The organism is Pseudoalteromonas 'SMAR' (assembly GCF_048515945.1).
GTDB lineage: Bacteria > Pseudomonadota > Gammaproteobacteria > Enterobacterales > Alteromonadaceae > Pseudoalteromonas.
In genome coordinates, this window is sequence record NZ_JBLWMW010000015.1 from 13374 (window position 1) to 32288 (window position 18915).

Consider the following 18915-nt stretch of genomic DNA (forward strand, 5'->3'; position numbering starts at 1 on the left):
AAAAAGTGCACATCTGGCCTACAAATGTGCACTGATAGCTTGAAAAATAGCCCTTTCGCCACTAGGACTAATTAAGTACAAAAAAACATCAACAACTAAGTTGGTACAGTCCATGCAGCCGTCCCTGCATTATAACAAAGGAAAGGGTTAATCATGAGTAATACGTATAACACCTTGACGCAGCTCACGGTAGGTGACCGTCAAGTTCATATCCATTCATTACCGGCGCTGAGCGACAGAGCAGCCCGTCTCCCCTTCTCATTAAAAATTCTGTTAGAAAACTTACTCCGTCATGAAGACGGCAAAAACGTCAAAGCAGAAGACATTGACGCCTTACTCAACTGGAAGCCGGAAGAAAAACCCAGCAAAGAAGTGGCATTTACCCCTTCTCGAGTGGTGATGCAGGACTTTACCGGTGTGCCAGCAATTGTTGACTTAGCCGCCATGCGTGACGCCATGGCCAAGCTGGGCGGTGATCCCAACAAGATTAACCCACTTTCACCTGCTGAAATGGTTATCGACCACTCGGTGCAAGTGGATGAATATGGTCATGATGGCGCATTTGATCTCAATGCCAAATTAGAATACCAACGCAATAAAGAACGTTATGAATTTTTACGCTGGGGGCAAGGTGCTTTTGATAATTTAAAAGTGGTGCCACCTGCTACTGGGATTGTCCACCAAGTTAACTTGGAATACCTTGCTCGAGTGGTGTTTGAAAAAGACATCGATGGCATGCCGTTCGCTTATCCAGATACCCTAGTGGGAACAGACTCTCATACCACCATGATCAATGGTTTAGGGATCCTCGGCTGGGGCGTGGGTGGCATTGAAGCCGAAGCAGCCATGCTCGGTCAGCCTATTTCTTTACTGATCCCACAGGTCGTCGGCTTTAAACTTGAAGGTCAGCTTCCTGAGGGCACCACCGCCACCGATTTAGTCTTAACCGTCACCGAGATGCTGCGCAAACATGGTGTGGTAGGCAAGTTTGTTGAGTTTTTCGGTGACGGTCTTGCAGAACTGCCACTGGCCGATCGCGCCACCATTGCCAACATGGCACCAGAATACGGTGCCACTTGCGGTATCTTCCCTATCGATGAAGAAACCCTAGAGTATCTGCGTTTAACCAATCGCGATGATGAAAAAATCGATTTAATTGAGGGCTATGCGAAACACCAAGGCCTATGGCGTAACCCCGGTGATGAGCCGTTGTACACTGACGTTCTAACCCTTGATTTAAGTACTGTCGTGCCCAGCCTAGCTGGCCCTAAACGGCCCCAAGACCGCATTCCATTGGACGATGCCGGCAGTGTGATTAGTGCACACATGGGCGAGTTCCAACATGAACGCAGTGAGAAAAAGACCGAAGCTGAAGCCGATCAAGATGAAAGTCGAACGGTCGCAGAAGGCGGCGCGTCGAAAGTGGATCAACAAGAGCCCGCGACCTTAGGAGTTGGTAAAGTAAATTATAAAGGCCAACAATTCGAACTCGTAGACGGCGCCTGCGTAATTGCCGCCATTACCAGTTGCACCAACACCTCTAATCCCAGCGTAATTTTAGCGGCAGGTCTGGTGGCACAAAAAGCCAAAGAACTTGGGCTAAAACCTAAGCCTTGGGTTAAAACCTCATTAGCACCGGGTTCTAAGGTGGTAACAGACTACTTAGAAAAGTCTGGACTGCTATCACCCTTAGCCGAACTTGGCTTTGACCTAGTGGGCTACGGTTGTACTACGTGTATTGGTAACTCAGGGCCGTTACCGAAAGAAATCAACGATGCCATTGTGAAACATCAACTGGTGGTGAGTTCAGTACTGTCTGGCAACCGTAACTTTGAAGGCCGGATCCACCAAGACGTAAAAATGAACTTCTTGGCTTCACCACCTTTGGTTGTTGCCTATGCACTAGCGGGGCGCACTGACATCGATGTTTATAACGAACCTTTATGTGAAACCGCAGAGGGCAAAGCCGTTTACCTAAAAGACATTTGGCCATCGGTCAGTGAGGTCAGTGAGCTAGTATCAAAAACCGTAACCAAAGAAATGTTCCAGAAAAACTATGCTGATGTCTATCAGGGTGATAAGCACTGGCAACAAATCGCGGTCAATGAAAGCGAACAGTATGAATGGCAGGATAACTCCACCTACATTCGCAAAGCACCTTTCTTCGATGATATGACCAAAGAGCCGCCAGGCATTCCTAGTATTCGTGGTGCTCGCTGCTTAGCCAAGCTAGGTGACTCTGTGACCACCGATCACATTTCGCCTGCAGGTAATATTAAAGCCACCGCACCAGCGGGTGAATACCTGCAAGAACAGGGTGTTAAGCAGTCCGACTTTAACTCCTATGGCTCTCGTCGTGGTAACCATGAGGTAATGATGCGCGGCACTTTTGCCAATGTGCGCTTGCGTAACCAGTTAGCACCTGGTACTGAGGGTGGTATTACACGATTGCTGCCAGAAGGTGAACTAATGAGTATTTTTGACGCCGCGGAGCACTATAAACAGCGCAATACACCGTTAGTGGTGCTGGCTGGCAGTGAGTATGGTACAGGCTCTTCCCGTGACTGGGCAGCAAAAGGCTCATTGCTGCTGGGCATTAAAGCGGTGTTAGCGAAAAGCTACGAACGAATTCACCGCTCCAACCTCATTGGCATGGGCGTCTTGCCATTGCAGTTCAAACCCGAGCAAGGCCACGAGGAGCTAGGTCTCAATGGTGAAGAAGAGTTTACCATTGAGGGCATTTACGATACCGCAACAGAGGTAGTGGTAACGGCCACCAAGCCCGATGGTGAAGAAATTGAGTTTGCCGCGGACATTCGTATTGATACCCCCAAAGAGTGGGAGTATTACCAGCATGGCGGTATATTACAGTATGTCTTACGACAAATGCTGTAGCAGGATGGGGGCGACGTTGTCGCCCCTTATTGCCATAGCACTGCCACCCTAACCACCGACCATCCTACCTACTGGTATCCCAGATTAAAAACAGGCAAAGTAGCAACCACAATAATCAGTAAAATAAAGGAAGTACAATGTCGATTTGGTTTGCGCCTATTACCTTAGATATGTGTAAGCAGTTGGATAAAGGGCTTAATGGTAAAGGCTCTTTGATGCAAACACTGGGCATAGAAATAAGTGAAATAGGTGATGATTACCTTGTGGCAACGATGCCTGCGATCCCACAGCACCATAACCCAATAGGAATGGTTCATGGTGGGGCGAATGTGGCACTGGCTGAAACAGTGGCCAGTTATGCCGCCAATTTTGTGGTTGATACCCGCCAGTATTATTGCGTTGGTCAAGAGATTAATGCCAATCACTTGAAGGCCTCTCGCAGCGGAGTGTTAACCGCTGTTGCCAAACCGGTTCACCTAGGCAAGCGCTCCTCGGTATGGGAGGTGCGGATCACCAATAGTGCTAACGAGCTCTGCTGTATTTCAAGAATGACGGCCGCGGTGGTTTCGCGTTAACGTTTGATCCACAGCAAACCATTGCCTTAACAAATACGCGATTATTGAGTTATGCCAAATAATATTGAGGTTAACTCAATGCTGCAGCGACCACATAAGTTATGGCCTTTACACTTGGTTATCATCGTCGGTTTAGTATTAATTTTTACCGGCCACACCATTTTAACCACCGAATGGCTGAAGCAGCTGGGACCCAATGGCTTTATTTTAGGTGCTGGCTGCATCGCCGTTGGTCTCATTTGTTCGTTGCCGACCAAGATATACCTGACCATCTTACTGATGCAGCGAGAAAAGCCGAAAAAATAATACGCTCGCCACTTTGCGGTATGATTACTCAATGTTTCAGGGTATCTTTAGGGTCATCGAAAATAGTCAAACAGGGCTGATGTGGACAAAGTAGATACCATTATCATCGGTGGTGGCGTGGTTGGGCTTGCTATTGCAGCTAAACTCAGCGCTCGGCAACAGGTCATCGTCATCGACAAAGAAGCACGTTTTGGCGAGCACAGTAGCAGCCGCAACAGTGAAGTGATCCATGCCGGCATCTATTACCCTACCGCAAGCCTTAAACATCAGCTATGCATACGCGGCAAAGCACTGTTATACGAGCATTGTCGGCGCCACCACATTGCAGCGCAACCCATAGGCAAATACATTATCGCTAGCAGTCCAGCGGAGGCCGAGCAACTGGACAATGTTTATCGCCAAGCACAACAAAATGGCGTAACGGATATTCGCTACCTAAGCCTAACAGAGCAGCAACAGCTGGACTATTTAAACATGACCGCAGGGCTTTACTCGCCATCCACCGGGATCCTTGATAGCCACCAATTTATGCTGTCATTGTTATCACAAATAGAAGGAAATGGCGGCGTGTTTGCAAGCCACACCGAGTTGGTTGCCACCACCCGTCAAGCCGCTGAGCACAGCTTGCAGCTGCGCTGTCATGATGAAGACTACCACATCCGCTGTGACACCCTGATTAATGCCGCGGGGCTGGAAGCGCCCAATGTGCTTAAGCGGATTGCGGGCGGCAGCTCCAGCAATGCCAAGGCATTTTATTGTCGCGGCCGCTACTATCGCTACCAAGGTAAACACCCATTTACCAGCTTAGTATATCCACTGCCTAACGAGCATGGCTTGGGCGTACATGCAACCTTAGACCTAGCTGGACAACTCAAATTTGGCCCAGACACCCAGTATATTGATGGCATTGACTACCATTTTGACGACAGCAATAAAGCGCAATTTGCCGCGGCTATCCAAGGTTATTGGCCAGGGCTAGACCCCAGCCGCTTAGTACCAGACTACACTGGCATTAGACCCAAGCTCAGCGCTCAACAAAGCAGTGATTTTGTTATCGAATTTGCTGCGCAGCATGGCATAGCGGGGCTGGTGAACCTGATGGCCATTGAGTCACCGGGTCTTACGGCGAGCCTGGCTATTGCAGAGTACATTGACGCTCGCCTGTAATGACACTAATGAAAGCCTATTGGTTTTCTTCTAAAGCTTCATCTAAGCGCTTTTTACGTTCATCCATTAATTGCTGAACATGCTTGGCATCCTGCATCACTTGCTGCACCGCTTGGGGATTTAAGGCGGTTGTTAAAGCAGTAGTGGCCGGCTTTTTCTCCGATTTAGCTGGCGGCGCTAAGATACTGGTGTCTTCGGCGGCGATAACGGTTATTTTACTGCTATCCAGCTCATACACACTGGCCTGCTCGCTAGGGCTATCGGAATAGTGCCACTGGCCGTTTTCATCTTGCCAACGGTACACTTTGACCGACTTGCTCGCATCTTGTTGGTGTGACTCTGAGGTGAGAAGTGTATCACCGTACGCTTTGGCGCGTTGTAATGCCGCTTTGCCAGATTGCTGTAACTCACTTACTTGCTGCTGAGCTGTGCTGGTTATGCCTGCAGCGCTCAACCATGTACCACCATCGGGCCGTTTGAGTACAAACAAGGCAGCCACCGCAATCAACATTACCATAATCATAAAATAGCTTACTGCTTTCATTGGCCTACTCCTTTAATGCTGAGGCCATACTTTAGCAATATTTGCTGAAATTGCGCAGTCTTTTTAAACTCGGCAAAAAACGCGTTAAAGTCACGACATACTTGCTTTGCAATGGCGCTATGGCCAAACTGCAGCTGCAACGGTGCGGTGTCTGAGACAGAATGTACTTTGATGCTTTCTGTGAGTTTAGGCTGTTGGCTTTGATACCAAGTTAAGGTTGGCAAACCGATCACCGAAAACATCGCCGCAGCGCTGCGACCATGACTTAACACCGATAAAATATCGAGTTCCGAGTAGTAGTTTTTGCGTTCCAGCGAACCGCTTAACAATTGCGGCTCAAGATCTGGGTAGGTGTAGCCAAACCGCGCTAAGAATAATTGTTGGTTAAGTTTATCGTGTTCTATCTCGGTGACGCTGTGGTGAAAAACATACACGTCTTTGATGTGATAAAGCGGTGAACACCAACACATTTCCTTATTACCCCGATACCACTTTTTTGATTCCATGCGGATGTCGGCAGTGCCCTTTTCTATCTCGGCAGTAGAGCGTCGCTCTGCAGAGCCATGATAATTCACTTGGTAGGGGGAGCGCGAAGCGAAGTGCTCTAGCAGCTCTATGAGCATGCCTTTGTTAGCGTCATTTTCAATGGTAAATGGTGGATAGTATTGTACTGCGAAATTGACTTGCTGCTGAGGTTGCTCGCGGGTATCAGCTAGGGCGAAACAATGACAACCAAGGAGAGCCATACTGCAAAACAATACACGATAAAGCATAACTCCTCCTCAGCCTGTCTAGTTTACTTACTCAGCCTTAAGTATGGTCGAAATTCCGCATAAACCAACCTAGATGCCATCACCGTCGATATGTAATCCACATTCTCGATTGAGACCAAAGAAGCGGGTTTCTTCTTCCGTCATTCCAGGCTCGAGTTTGCGCGTGGTGTGAACATCACCCATAGACACATAACCTTGCTCCCACAGTGGGTGGTAAGGCAAATCAAACTTACTTAAATATTGGTAGACATCGCGGTTGTGCCAATCAATGATCGGGTACACTTTAACCGTCCCACGGCTCAGCTCGACAATCGGTTTGTCGGCCCGAGTGGACGATTGTTGGCGGCGCAAACCACTAAACCAAGTACCTGCGTCAAGCTCTTGCAATGCGCGATTCATCGGCTCGACTTTGTTTAAGGTATTATATTGCTTGATACCTGCTTCACCTTGCTCCCACAGTTTACCGTACAGCGCTTCTTGCCACGCTGGGCTTTGCTCTGCACGGTACACCTTGAGATTAAGTGATAATCGCTCAGTGAGCTGTTCAATAAACTGATAAGTCTCAGGGAACAAGTAACCAGTGTCGGTCAGTACTACCGGAATATCCGCACGCTGCTGCGTCATCATGTGCAACATCACCGCCGCCTGAATACCAAAACTCGATGACAGAAAGTGGTTTTCTGGCAAGTGCTCTAATGCCCATGCCACTCGTTGCTCAGCGCTTTGCTCACTGAGTATGGCGTTCACCTCTGCCAGTAATCGCTGTTGTGTGGCACTGTCTTGAGATAATATTTGCTTAAAATCACTCATTTTCTAATCCATTAGGCAGCCAAGCTGCCTAGTTGATATCATGCATGAAAGTCGGTTTTAGAGACCTTCACTTCGGCAACAATCTCTTTGCGAATAACGAAATCACCAAAGCACTCGTCAGCATGGCGCTCACGCACCCACTGCGCAATAAGCTCGTCTAGGGCAGGTAAGAATACGTCTTCACCAACGTTCTCTAAATACAACTTAGGAATGCGCGTACCAGCACGGTTGCCCCCTAAATACATGTTGTATTTTCCTGGCCCCTTACCAACAAAGCCGACTTCCGCCAGCATGGCACGACCACAGCCATTCGGGCAGCCCACCACACGCAGAATGATATTTTCTTCCGCCACCTCATGCTTAGTCAGTAGTGCTTCGACTTTAGTTACTAACTCAGGGAGATAGCGTTCCGCTTCTGCCATCGCCAGTGGACAAGTCGGTAATGACACACACGCCATGGAGTTCTTACGTTGTTCAGAGTGCGCTGCATCAATTAAGCCATGCTCAACAGCAATGCGCTCAATTTCGGCTTTATCTTCGCTCGCAACACCGGCAATAATGAGGTTTTGGTTTGCCGTCATGCGGAAATCCCCTTTGTGGATCTCGGCAATTTTACGACAGCCGGTTTTCAGCGCTTTGTCTGGAAAATCTAAAATACGGCCATTTTCAATAAACACCGTTAAGTGATGCTTCCCATCAATGCCCTCCACCCAACCAAAACGGTCGCCGCGATGGGTAAATTCGTACGGACGGCTCGCTTGAAATTGCACCCCAGCGCGTTTTTCTACTTCGGCTTTAAAGGCGTCGGCACCAAAGGTATCTAGGGTGTATTTGGTTTTAGCATTTTTACGATTAACGCGGTTACCCCAATCACGCTGCACCGATACCACGTGCTCTGCAATCGCCAAAGTATGCTCTAAGGGAATAAAGCCAAAATCATCGGCCTTACGCGGATAAGTATTCACGTCACCATGGGTCATGGCCAAGCCCCCACCCACTAGAACATTAAAGCCCACCAGCTTACCTTGCTCAGCAATAGCGACAAAGTTAAGGTCGTTAGCGTGGACATCCACCTCATTATTCGGCGGAATGGTCACTGTGGTTTTAAATTTACGCGGCAGGTAGGTATCACCTAAAATTGGCTCTTGCGTGGTTTCTGTTTTCTCACCATTTAGCCAAATCTCAGCATAGGCTTTGGTTTTCGGCAGCAAGTGCTCAGATATTTTTGCCGCCCACTCATACGCTTCTTGATGCAGCTCTGACTCAACCGGGTTGGTAGTGCACAGCACGTTACGGTTTACGTCGCCAGCGGTGGCAATGGAATCAATGCCCACACTGTTAAGCAGTTGGTGCATACCTTTAATATTGGGCTTTAACACGCCATGAAACTGAAACGTTTGTCGCGTAGTGAGACGAATACTGCCGTACATGGTCTTTTCAGCGGCAAACTCATCAATCGCCAACCACTGTTGTGGCTTGATAATGCCACCTGGCATACGTGCCCGCAGCATGACGTTGTGTAACGGCTCAAGCTTTTGCTTGGTGCGCTCAGGGCGAATATCACGGTCATCTTGTTGATACATGCCATGGAAGCGGATCAACTGAAAGTTATCAGCAGTAAAACCACCGGTCAGCGGATCCGTTAAGTCGGTGGTAATGGTGCCACGTAAATGGCCACTTTCCGCCTTTAGTCGCTCATTATCAGAAAGCTTGGCGCTTGAGTCGAGCCTACTATTGGGTTTGATTTCAGAGTTGCTCATTACTTTTCCTACATAAAAATTGGGTAACGGTAAAATCAGACGCCTTAATAAACGTCTTTCTGATAACGGTTGTCACTGCGCAATATTTTAAGATACTGCTCTGCTTGCTCGGCGTCTTTACCGCCATGCGTCTTAACGATATCTATCAGTGCTTGGTGAACGTCTTTGGCCATTCTGCTGGCATCGCCACAAACATAAAAGTGGGCGCCTTTTTCAAGCCACGCATACACTTCGGCGCCTTTTTCACGCAGTCGGTCTTGGACATAAATCTTCTGCTGTTGATCGCGACTGAAGGCTAAGTCAACGTTCGTTAGCAAGCCTGATTTAACGTATTTCTGGATTTCCACTTGATACAAGAAGTCTTCTGTAAAGTGGGGGTTACCAAAGAACAACCAGTTTTCACCCTGTGCCTCTCGTGCCTCACGCTCTTGCAAAAAGGCCCGAAAAGGCGCAATCCCAGTACCTGGGCCAACCATAATAATAGGAGTATTGTTATCCGCTGGCAGTCGGAAGTTATCATTGTGCTCGCTGAACACTTTCACTTGGCAACCTTCTTCGGCACGCTTGCCAAGATACCCAGAGCAACCGCCCAAGTGTTGCTCACCAAAAGCATCAAACTCCACCACAGCCACGGTAAGGTGTACTTCCTCTTCCACTTCAGCCTGGCTTGAGGCAATAGAGTACAATCTTGCTTGCAGCTTACGACAACAATCCACCAGCCCTTGGGCATCAATGTCACCTGGGTTTTGTTTAATGACATCGTATATTTGCCGCTCTTCAAGGTAGGCTCTTAGCGCCGGCTTATCATTGGCCAGCTCACTGAGCTGGGTGTTATTGGTTGCCAATGCATACTTCTCAACAAACCCTGGGTACGACTGCGTTAATTCCAAATGTTCAGTCAGTACCTGTTCTAAACTCACCTCAGCATCGCCTACTTTCACACTGGCATTTTTATCCAGCTTGAGTAGCTCGATGACGGCAGCGACTTGCTGTGGGTCATTAAGAAAATACACGCCCAATGAGTCACCTGGTTGATAGGTGATATCAGACCCTTCTAAAGAAATCTCAATATGGCGGACATCTTTACTGGAATTACGGCCGGTAATTTTTTGTACTACCGATAACTCCGCAGCGAACGGATTTTGCTTAGTGTACTGGCTTACCGCAGCCGGTGCGCCAGCAAATGGCATAGCCACCACATTATTACCAGCGGCTTGTTGCTGCGCTTTTAGTTCTGGCTCTAGAGCATCCAGGGCTTGATTGATCCAAGCACCGGCTTGCTCTTCGTAATCGACATCAAGATCGGCGCGAGGCACCACCACCTCAGCACCCAATGCCGTTAATCTGGCCTCAAAATCTTGTGCTGTTTGGCAGAAAAACTCATAACTGGAGTCGCCTAGACCAATCACCGCCTGCTTTACTCCAGTTAATTTCGGGGCCTTTTTCGACACTAAGAATTCATGGAGTGTTTCTGCGTCTTCTGGCGGCTCACCTTCACCGTAAGTAGATACCGCAATCACTAAGAACTTCTCTTTTTTTAGGTTCGCGGGTTTGTAATCGGCCATATTCACCAGCTTGGTGGTTAAACCACGAGCTTCAGCTTGCTCTTTGAGCTGTACCGCCACCCCTTTGGCGTTGCCCGTTTGCGATCCATATAAAATAGTCAGTGGTGCCACCTCGGATGCCGCTACGCTTTGCCCAGCATCACCTGATAATGCTGCGGCATTTGCACTTGCTGCTAAATAGCCACTTACCCAAGCCTGTTGAATTGGGTTTAGCTCAGTGGCCAGCCCTTGAAGTTTCTGCAGTTGTTCTTGTGTCAGCGGACTTGCTGCAGCATTAAGTTGACTTAACAACATTGTGGATCCCCGTACCAAAAGGTTTGCTTGCTCATTGCTTAACTGGCCTGCTCATGGCAAAGCCGATTTTGATTAGCCTGAAGCATACGTGGCCAAGAGTGAGATCAAAAAGAATAGAATCTGCTTTTATATTCCATTTGGTTATTAATTTTCAAAAAGTCCAAAGAAAATAACTTAAAAGAACATCAGCACTAATTGAATAAAAATATTAACATTGCTGCAACAGTTCTGATGCATAATCGAGCTGTCAGTAAAAAATATGACAATAATACAAATAATCAAATAGATAGTGAGTTAACTATGAAACACGGGAATATAACCAAACTCGTTGCTGCATCCTTAGCGCTTAGCGCTAGCAGCACCGTGGTGGCTAATATCGACAATGGTGGTTTTGAAAGCTGGAGTGGCCAAACGCCTACTGGCTGGGGCACCATAGACTCAGGTATTAACACTGCGATGGTCTCAACACCGACCAAGCAAGGGAGCCATGCCGCCGCTATTACGGTGACCACGGCAACCCAAAGCAACACCGATTTGCGTCAGCAGATCTCTGTAGAAGCAGGAAAAACCTACCAATTCAGCACCTGGGTTTATCATACCGAAGGCGGAATAAAAGCACGTTTGGTGGTGGATGGTTATCATAACTATTCCGACCCTTACATGCTGGGACAATGGCAACAGCTTACTCAGACTTATAGCGCCACAGCCAACACCACCATTGATGTTGGTTTACGATTTTACGACACCAGTAGCTTTGATGGCAGTGAAGTGGTCTACGTTGATGACTTCCAACCCGCTAATAGCTCACCTCAGCCACCTTCAAGTTGCCAAAACAATAATGTCGACTTCTCCTTAACCACGGACAGTTATGCCAGTGAAACCAGCTGGCAGTTGCTAGACGCCAGTAACACTGTGGTGGCCAGTGGCAGTGGCTACAATAATAACAGCACGGTGAATGAGTCGCTATGCTTAGCTGATGGTGATTACACCTTTACCATTTATGACAGTTATGGCGATGGTATCTGTTGCAGTTACGGTAACGGTGAATACAGCTTAACCGCCAGTGGTAATACACTGGCCTCAGGGGGAGAATTTAGTGCCACTGAGTCGCATACATTTCAGTTAGGTAGCTCTACGCCTCCTTCTGGTGACGGCTATTATGCTGGTACTTCAGGACTGTCTGGGTATGCCTTAAAAACGCAGCTCCACCAAATCATCAAAAGCCATCAGTCGCAAGGTTATTCGGCAATATGGAGTTTTATCGATCAATACGAGCGCGATAACTACTTCGATAATGATAATACCATCCTAGACCGTTATTCTGAAAAGCCCACCAGTGCCGACACCATTGTCTACCCATCGACCACCTCACAGTGTGGCAACTACAGTGGTGAAGGAGATTGTTATAATCGCGAGCACTCGTTTCCAAAATCTTGGTTTGGCGGCAAAGTGGAACCGATGAACTCAGATATTCACCATATTTTTGCCACCGATGGCTACGTTAATGCTCAGCGCAGTAACTTCCCCTTTGGCGAAGTGGGCAGTGCCAGCTATGTTTCTTCGAATGGCAGCCAAGTTGGCAATGCCACTGGGATTGGCTATAGCGGTACGGTTTTCGAGCCTATTGATGCCTTTAAAGGGGATTTTGCTCGGGCGTATTTTTATATGGCAACCCGCTATCAAGATGTTATCGCCAACTGGCAAAACAATACCAGCTACAGCGACGCAGTACTCAATGGCAGTCAAGATCAAGTCTTCGAAAGTTGGGTTATTGCCATGCTAAAACGTTGGCATAACGAAGATCCCGTTGATGGCATAGAAAAAGCGCGCAATGATGCCGCGTTTAGCTTCCAAGGTAACCGTAACCCGTTTATCGATCATCCTGAGTTTGTCGAAGCCATTTGGTAACACTATTTTGCGACACAACCTAAAAAGGCCGGATTATCCGGCCTTTTTGCATTTGCTTTGCTGGTTATCTGGGGTTAATCGTCAGTGGCTCTAAGGTGATCTTGGCATTACCACTGGCGCCCATATGACCTTGATAAGTTTGTCCTTCGAACAGAGTATAAAAGACGTCGACATAATCATCGTCATTGCTAAACCAGTGACTTGGCATTGCTTTAATCAACTGATTGGTTAGCTGCGGAATAATGGCATAGCCCTGTACATTGGGATCTGGGATTGTTCTCATTACCTGGGTGACAATATCAAGGAAGGTGGTTGCTAATTCCTGATAGTTGGTATTGTCGTCTTGCTCCATTAGCAAGACGTCTGCCGCTTGCCAGCGGTAGCGCTGCCAATGAATAAGAATCTGATTTGGCGTGTAATCACGGCCATCGTGATCCAAATAAGGCATATCAACAATGTCTAATACCGGCTCGTCACGAGATGGATTGACGCCTGTAACCACGCCATAGACCTCTGCCGCACCGGAGATCCAAGGCTCCTCATCATCATTTAAACGGATCCGCTTCAGCACGCTGGTAGACAGTGGCTGAGCCTCATCGCCTGCAGTGACATCTTGACTGGCCATGGTCATGCCGTGCTCTGCAAACACACGACGCATTACGGCTAACCCTTCTCGCTTTACCTGAGCACTGTCTAGCTCGACGATCAGCACTGGGCGCTGTGGCAATGTATGGGCATCGAGCAAGTGCAACTGACCCTGATGGTCATATGCCTCAACGTATTGCCAATCTTTGTCATCCCCTTTAGGTGCAAAAGCAATCAATGGCATTTGCCCTTGCTGCCAGGCTGTTAACATCTCATTATCGGCAAGACGAAGCTGGTACAAGTTGCTGTTGTTATCACTCAGCCCCTTGAGCTGCCGTGTATACTGATTTGCTTCTGCAACCAAACGCTTGGTTTGAGTGCTAACTGCAACCTGCTCCAGTGATACGGTGTCTTGATATTGATTGAGCTGCAGTTGTAATTGAGTATTTACTCCAGATAGCGACAGTGCAACATTTTTTGCTACTTGCTTTTTGATATCGACCACTTGCAGCGGTGCAGCATTGAACTTATCGACGCCCGACAGCGCTTGAAACTGAGCTGTGGCGCCTTGCTGAGATGCTGACGTAAGAAAAGAGGCGGTTAAAAGTGACAGAGTTAATGCAGATAGAGTGACTTGTTGTTTCATCTTGCGTTCCTAGAAATAATCCGTGTTGACGAATTATCAAGATAAAACAACCGTTTTAAATTTTCAATAAATTAACAAAATTAACACTAATTTTTTATAAAACCTCTGCAGATAACCACTTTTCCTCAATCGGGTAAAGTGTTAACTCAATGCCAGCACCAATGGCAGAAATCCGCAACAAGGTTTCGGCATTAAGCGCTTGAGAAAAACACTTTGGCGACGTACCTGACTGAAATCCAATATCAAAGGTACGCTTAGTACAGCTTAACCACTGTTTAAGGGCCGCTTTTGAGCACGACTCAATTAGCTCACACAACTGATTGATGGCCTTATCTGGCGTTAGCTCAGAGGTATTTGCTTCTATTCTTGCCAGTTGGCGATAATCATCTTGGTCGTAATGCAGCACGATAGCATTTTTCTTCAAATCCGAAACCAAAGCACTAATATCTTGTTTTGACTCTAGTTCCAAATCGACATTTAAAAATTGAATTTCAGACATGGGCTAAAAGCTACCTTGTTAAAGCGAAAAGTTAAATTAACCTATCTTCTACGAAATAGGTGTGATACTGGGTACAGCAAAGTAAACCATCGCAAACCGTTTTAAAAAAGCAATCAGCTTAGACTATGGTTAGTGACTTCACTGACAACAAGAATAACATATTGTGATGATTAAAAAACTTCTAAAGCCAGCACGAAAGCTGCATAAATACCTCGGTTACCTACTGTTTCTGCAAATTTTGGCTTGGCTTTTAGGGGGTCTAGTCATGAGTGCCATCCCTTTGGACAAGGTGCACGGTAACCATTTAGCCAAACGAACGCTCAGCAACCCCTTTATCATGAGCGACTATAAAGCGGATCTTAATGGCATCGTCAGTAACGCCGACCGCCCTACTAGTCTGTCTTTTAGCCACTTTTTAGACACTCCAATCATCAAATTAAATGGCCAACAGACAAAGGTTTTTAATGGTTTAACCGGCACGGTGTTGCAACCTCCTACGCGCAGCGAAATAATTCAACAGGCCAATGCGCACTTGCTCATTGACGCCCAGGTAGCTGCTGCCGTGCAACTGCAGCAAGGGGCACGAGAAGTTGGACACCGAACCCATGTCTGGCAGGTAACCTATGACGATATGCTTAGCACCACACTCTATCTTGACGCCAGCAGTGGCGAAGTGATTACGGTGCGCAGTAGCCTATGGCGAATTTTTGACTTTTTCTGGATGCTGCACATTATGGATTACCAAGAAAGAGAAGACTTTAATAACCCACTGCTGATTAGTTTTGCTGCCACTAGTGTGTTATTTGCCCTAAGTGGGGTGTTATTACTATTGCAATCTCCTCCTCGCCTCGGGCGACGCAAAAGCAAAAAACCCACTTTAAAAGCATAAATCTGATTAATAAAGCGTTCTTATTAATGTGCTTTTTGCTATAGTGGCAGCTCCTGAATTCCACCCTCGGTGAGAGGAAATGCCACACCGCACCCTATTGCCTTTATTACTCTTACTGGTATTGGCACTGCCATCCAGCGCGAACAACTTCAGTTCTTTTTATCAGGCAAAAAAACATTTATCTCAACAAGTTAATAACAATACTCGGACGTTATACTGCAACTGTTCGATTAAAAAGCATGGCAAGAAGTTAGTGCCAGACGCGGCCAGTTGTGGCTACTCTCCACGCCTTCCTTATACTCGCAGTGGCAAAGTAAATAAGCGTGCACAACGAATTGAATGGGAGCATATTGTTTCGGCGTGGGAATTTGGTCATCAGTTACAGTGCTGGCAAGAAGGCGGCCGTAAGCATTGCCGTAAAACCAGCGCCACATTTCGGCGCATGGAAGCCGACATACATAACTTAGCGCCAGCCATCGGTGAAATAAATGGCGATAGATCGAATTATCGCTTTGGCATGCTGCCCGATACCGAACGTCAACATGGCGCCTGCCCGGTTAAGATTGATTTTAAATTAAGACGTATTGAACCTCCAGAGTATGCCAGAGCCCGTATTGCCCAAGCTTATTTTTATATGGAAAAAACCTATGGCTTAAAAATTTCTCAGCAGCAACGCAAACTTTTTCAGGCTTGGCAACAACAGTGATTGCACGATACCGTTGTGGATGCTAATTTTTAAGCAATCCACTCTTATTGGGAACAACCAATGCAGCGTTTTTTTTCGTTTTCAACTGGTATTCTTCTAAGCTTATTACTGGTCGCATGCGGTGGCGGAGGGGGCAGCGATAATAATCTAACTAGCAGCCCTACGCCTAACAATAATAGCAGCGAGCCACCACCGGCCCCGACGTGGACGTTTAATGTTTATCCGCCCTCTGATCAGTTTATCAACTTTTGCGCTGATCCTCGCAGCGGCGGCGACCCTTATAATAATTACCAGCCTTACCCGGATAAAGCGGGTACTGCAATGCATGAAAAGATGTGGTTACGTTCATTTACCAACGAGACTTACCTTTGGTATGACGAGGTTGAGGACAACGACCCTAAGCAATTTGACAGTGTTACTGCTTATTTTGAGCAATTGAAGACCAACGAGCAAACCCCCAATGGCGCCGATAAAGATCAATTCCACTTTTATGAGTCGTACGAAAGCTTTCAAAAGCAGGCGCAATCCGGCGTAAGTACAGGTTATGGGATTGGCTGGGCAGTAATTTCTACAACACCTCCACGCAACTTTACAGTGGCCTTTGTCGAACCCAACTCCCCAGCGGCAAACGCCGGTATTGTTCGTGGGGATAAAATCACCGCAATTGACGGGGTGGATTTTATTGCAAGCCCTGACACTGACACCTTAAACGCCGGCCTTTCTCCAAGTGAAAGTGAGCCTCATGCGTTTGTGTTTGAGTCCGTGGCAGGGGAACAAAAAGAGGTGACGTTAACCTCTATGGATATTGAAACAACCCCCGTGCGTCGAGCGCAAGTACTCGAAAGCAATAACCGCAAAGTGGGGTATGTGCAATATAACCAGTTTATCCCTACTGCTCAACAAGGCTTAATAGATGCCTTTAGCCTATTTCGTCAACAGCAAATTGATGATCTGGTGTTAGATATGCGCTATAACGGCGGTGGTCGGGTGATTATGGCGGCTCAGTTAGGGTTTATGGTAGCCGGAAACCAGAGCTTGGAACGTGTATTTACCACCAACACTTTGAACGATAAACGCCAAGCCGAAGAGCGTTCTACCGAGTTCGAATCTCGGGTAATTGACTGGCCTAATAATGCCTTTACCGAGCAACTACTCCCTTCCGTCTCGCTGCCTCGGGTATATATTCTCACCACTCGCGGTACTGCTTCAGCCAGTGAAAACGTTATCAATGGCCTGCGCGGCATTGATGTCGAGGTGGTGTTAATTGGTGATGCCACCCGAGGTAAGCCCTATGGTTTTGTGCCCGCGCAAAACTGTGGCACAGTGTATTACACCATTCAGTTTGCTTCTGAGAACGCCAAAGGCTTTGGTGATTATGCTGATGGTTTTATGCCCAGCGGCGCATCCAGCAGCGGTGAAATAGGCTTAACAGCCAACGTGCCTGGCTGTCAGGTCAGCGATGACTTTTCTCAGCCACTGGGGAGCCAACAAGAGGCTTTATTCGCTGCAGCACTTCAGCATATTGAGACGGGAACCTGTCCTGCACAAGCGCAATTTGCCCCAGCAGCTAACACTCAACGTCTAAATCAGCAAGGCGGAGCGGTAACCGTACCGCAGCACCCTGCTCGAGATGGCGCTATTTGGATGTTCCCAGAGGAGCGCAACCAGTGATGAAAATAACATTCACTGTCTCTTTGTTGCTACTTGCAACCCTGCTACTTGGCTGCCAAACAAAGCCTGAGCAACATGGTGAGGTACATAATGCGGTGCTAACAACTAGCTCTGCCGCCACCATCAAGCAGCTAAAACAAGCAATCGTTACATTGACAGGGGGGATGCCCCCTAAGCTTGCCACCACAGTGTTTCAACGCAGTCCACATTTAATTTTAGAGCATGGCAACAGCAAACAAGCTGATGGCGCACCAATGCTAGGCAATCATGAGCTGGATTACGATAGTTTTACACTACAACTGCGTGGCACGCTTTGCGTATTGTATTATCCTAAAAAGCAAACCTTTGTACCGCTGCAACAGCTTAGCTGTGAAGCCACTACAAACTAGCGAAGTGACGTTTTAAGATGTCGCATAAGGCTTGCACTTTGGCGGTACGATGCACCAACATATGAGTGACTAACCAAACTGGGCTAAGCCATTCAAGCTCGTTTGCCAATACCGGTTTTAGCTCCGGGTAGAGTTTCGCGACATCGTGCTGTAGGCCACCGATGCCAAGGCCATTAACAATCGCTCTGGTGGCATCGGATGTTTCCGACACCCGCAGCATCACTTGGCTTTCAGGGATCTGCTCATCCACCCACGCAAAGTAAGGCACACGAGCATTAAACCCCGCCACCCCAGAGACAAAGTAATGTGACTGAAGTGCGGTTTGCGAAGTGGGTAGCCCCATTCGATTAATATAACTCGAGGAAGCGTATAGTCCTGCTTTTAACGTATTAAGGTGCTGCACAATATAATCGGGTTCATCCGGTTTTGGACCAGCACGCACCGCCACATGGGCTTGGCCATGGTCTAGCCTTAAACGCTTCTGATCTAGGATCACCTCAAGCTGCACTTGCGGATGCAGCTGCTGAAAGCTCAAACAGGGTTCCGACAGCATATCCATAAAACCGCTGACGGTGGTTAACAGCAACTTGCCTCGTAACTGGCTGTCTACAGCAGCAATAGAGGTGCTTAGTTGCATTAGTTGCTCATCTATTTGGCTGGCGGTCAGCAACAGCTTCTCTCCGGCTTGGGTCACCTGATAACCTCTGGCATGACGGTGAAACAGTCGTGTCCCCAACGCTTCTTCCAGCGCATTTATGCGTCGCAACACAGTACTATGGTGGATCTCCAAGCGCTCAGCTGCCGCCGATAAAGTACCACACTTAGCCACATTGTAGGCGACCTTAAGATCTTGCCAATCAGTAAACTTATCCATCGCTACTCCTGTGCATTTATGCACATAAGCTTTGCGCTTATTTCGGTTTCATGCAAGGA

17 protein-coding genes are annotated in these 18915 nt (G+C 47.6%); 9 read left to right on the forward strand and 8 right to left on the reverse strand.

Features of this window, described 5'->3' with window-relative positions; all coding sequences use genetic code 11:
* The first annotated feature begins 153 nt into the window (after positions 1–153).
* The 4 genes from acnA to ACNKW2_RS08250 all read left to right on the forward strand — a co-directional run bounded on the left by acnA (position 154) and on the right by ACNKW2_RS08250 (position 4943).
* On the forward strand, positions 154–2895 hold the full coding sequence (gene acnA / locus ACNKW2_RS08235) for an aconitate hydratase AcnA (RefSeq protein ID WP_419148126.1): 2742 nt from the start codon (positions 154–156) through the stop codon (positions 2893–2895).
* 137 nt (positions 2896–3032) lie between these two features.
* Complete coding sequence (locus tag ACNKW2_RS08240) at positions 3033–3470, forward strand: PaaI family thioesterase (protein WP_336567816.1); 438 nt, start codon at positions 3033–3035, stop codon at positions 3468–3470.
* A 78-nt stretch (positions 3471–3548) separates the two neighbouring features.
* A complete protein-coding gene (locus ACNKW2_RS08245) occupies positions 3549–3776 on the forward strand; it encodes a hypothetical protein (protein WP_336567817.1) in 228 nt (75 codons plus the stop codon).
* A gap of 81 nt (positions 3777–3857) precedes the next feature.
* On the forward strand, positions 3858–4943 hold the full coding sequence (locus ACNKW2_RS08250; RefSeq protein WP_419148127.1) for an NAD(P)/FAD-dependent oxidoreductase: 1086 nt from the start codon (positions 3858–3860) through the stop codon (positions 4941–4943).
* Between the two features lie 16 nt (positions 4944–4959).
* Here ACNKW2_RS08250 and ACNKW2_RS08255 read toward each other — a convergent pair whose 3' ends face one another.
* The 5 genes from ACNKW2_RS08255 to ACNKW2_RS08275 form a co-directional block, all read right to left on the reverse strand.
* Complete coding sequence (locus tag ACNKW2_RS08255) at positions 4960–5487, reverse strand: DUF4124 domain-containing protein (protein ID WP_419148128.1); 528 nt, start codon at positions 5485–5487, stop codon at positions 4960–4962.
* Positions 5484–6260: an amino acid ABC transporter substrate-binding protein gene (locus ACNKW2_RS08260; RefSeq protein WP_419148129.1), complete on the reverse strand. Its 777-nt coding sequence runs from the start codon at positions 6258–6260 to the stop codon at positions 5484–5486. Before ACNKW2_RS08260 ends, ACNKW2_RS08255 begins: the two co-directional genes overlap by 4 nt.
* A 69-nt stretch (positions 6261–6329) precedes the next feature.
* Positions 6330–7070, reverse strand: a complete 741-nt coding sequence (locus tag ACNKW2_RS08265) for a phosphoadenylyl-sulfate reductase (protein ID WP_419148130.1) — start codon at positions 7068–7070, stop codon at positions 6330–6332.
* A 38-nt stretch (positions 7071–7108) separates the two neighbouring features.
* Positions 7109–8830 (reverse strand): assimilatory sulfite reductase (NADPH) hemoprotein subunit, encoded by a 1722-nt coding sequence (gene cysI, locus ACNKW2_RS08270; RefSeq protein ID WP_419148131.1) that lies wholly within the window; start codon positions 8828–8830, stop codon positions 7109–7111.
* 44 nt (positions 8831–8874) lie between these two features.
* The gene (locus tag ACNKW2_RS08275; protein WP_419148132.1) at positions 8875–10689 is read right to left on the reverse strand and encodes an assimilatory sulfite reductase (NADPH) flavoprotein subunit; all 1815 of its coding nucleotides are present in this window, start codon (positions 10687–10689) and stop codon (positions 8875–8877) included.
* Positions 10690–10989: 300 nt separating this feature from the next.
* Between ACNKW2_RS08275 and ACNKW2_RS08280 the strand changes: the two genes are divergently transcribed.
* Entirely contained in the window at positions 10990–12597 is a 1608-nt protein-coding gene (locus ACNKW2_RS08280; RefSeq protein ID WP_419148133.1) for an endonuclease, read from the forward strand.
* A gap of 64 nt (positions 12598–12661) precedes the next feature.
* Here ACNKW2_RS08280 and ACNKW2_RS08285 read toward each other — a convergent pair whose 3' ends face one another.
* On the reverse strand, positions 12662–13828 hold the full coding sequence (locus ACNKW2_RS08285; protein ID WP_419148134.1) for a DUF3103 family protein: 1167 nt from the start codon (positions 13826–13828) through the stop codon (positions 12662–12664).
* A gap of 94 nt (positions 13829–13922) precedes the next feature.
* Entirely contained in the window at positions 13923–14327 is a 405-nt protein-coding gene (locus tag ACNKW2_RS08290; RefSeq protein ID WP_419148135.1) for a hypothetical protein, read from the reverse strand.
* A 166-nt stretch (positions 14328–14493) separates the two neighbouring features.
* Between ACNKW2_RS08290 and ACNKW2_RS08295 the strand changes: the two genes are divergently transcribed.
* From ACNKW2_RS08295 to ACNKW2_RS08310, 4 genes are all read left to right on the forward strand, one after another.
* The gene (locus ACNKW2_RS08295) at positions 14494–15216 is read left to right on the forward strand and encodes a hypothetical protein (protein WP_419148136.1); all 723 of its coding nucleotides are present in this window, start codon (positions 14494–14496) and stop codon (positions 15214–15216) included.
* A gap of 79 nt (positions 15217–15295) precedes the next feature.
* Positions 15296–15922: an endonuclease gene (locus ACNKW2_RS08300; RefSeq protein ID WP_419148137.1), complete on the forward strand. Its 627-nt coding sequence runs from the start codon at positions 15296–15298 to the stop codon at positions 15920–15922.
* Positions 15923–15982: 60 nt separating this feature from the next.
* The gene (locus ACNKW2_RS08305) at positions 15983–17593 is read left to right on the forward strand and encodes a S41 family peptidase (RefSeq protein WP_419148138.1); all 1611 of its coding nucleotides are present in this window, start codon (positions 15983–15985) and stop codon (positions 17591–17593) included.
* Positions 17593–17982 carry a hypothetical protein gene (locus tag ACNKW2_RS08310; protein WP_419148182.1) on the forward strand — a complete coding sequence of 130 codons (390 nt, stop codon included), beginning with the start codon at positions 17593–17595 and terminating at the stop codon, positions 17980–17982. Before ACNKW2_RS08305 ends, ACNKW2_RS08310 begins: the two co-directional genes overlap by 1 nt.
* On the opposite strand, the gene ACNKW2_RS08315 is transcribed toward ACNKW2_RS08310, so the two are convergent.
* Positions 17972–18856, reverse strand: a complete 885-nt coding sequence (locus tag ACNKW2_RS08315) for a LysR family transcriptional regulator (RefSeq protein ID WP_419148139.1) — start codon at positions 18854–18856, stop codon at positions 17972–17974. The genes ACNKW2_RS08310 and ACNKW2_RS08315 overlap by 11 nt on opposite strands.
* Between the last annotated feature and the right edge of the window lie 59 nt (positions 18857–18915).